Consider the following 507-nt stretch of genomic DNA (forward strand, 5'->3'; position numbering starts at 1 on the left):
TCCAGATTACTAAAAGTAGATTACTTATCTATACACCCTCCACAAAATAAAAACATCCTAAACGGATGCTTTGTTTTTCACTACTTTAATTCATTAACAATATTTCAATTGTCCTCGAATTTCACCATTAGGATGTTGTACTGTATGAACATTAATATATATGTTTCCAGAGATGATTTCATTTACAAGGTTACCTAATGATTGACCCGCTAACGGCCCAATCAAATCATCTTGAGTAATCATTCCTGTGAGGGTTGCACACTCTATTGAAACTGGATTTGTTATAGGCCCAAATAAAAAAGCTACAACAGGACCGTTCGTTCCTTTTAATCCAAGATGCAGATGAGCAACTACTACATCCTCTATATTCAATAAATCTAATTTGAATTTTAGGTTAAGCTTGTCCAGGCTTAATTTAAAGAAAGCCTCTCCTCGGGCATCTGTTTCTACTGGTGGAACTTCATTCCTACCGCGTAACTTTGCAAAGAACATATTTACCACTCCTAC

At 35.5% G+C, this 507-nt stretch carries 1 protein-coding gene; it reads right to left on the reverse strand.

Annotation, left to right across the window (positions count from 1 at the left end; genetic code table 11):
• Positions 1–93: 93 nt before the first annotated feature.
• Entirely contained in the window at positions 94–492 is a 399-nt protein-coding gene (locus KI369_RS24565) for a CHRD domain-containing protein (protein ID WP_212957844.1), read from the reverse strand.
• Between the last annotated feature and the right edge of the window lie 15 nt (positions 493–507).

Origin of the sequence: Bacillus sanguinis (genome assembly GCF_018332475.1) — a bacterium.
GTDB lineage: Bacteria > Bacillota > Bacilli > Bacillales > Bacillaceae_G > Bacillus_A > Bacillus_A sanguinis.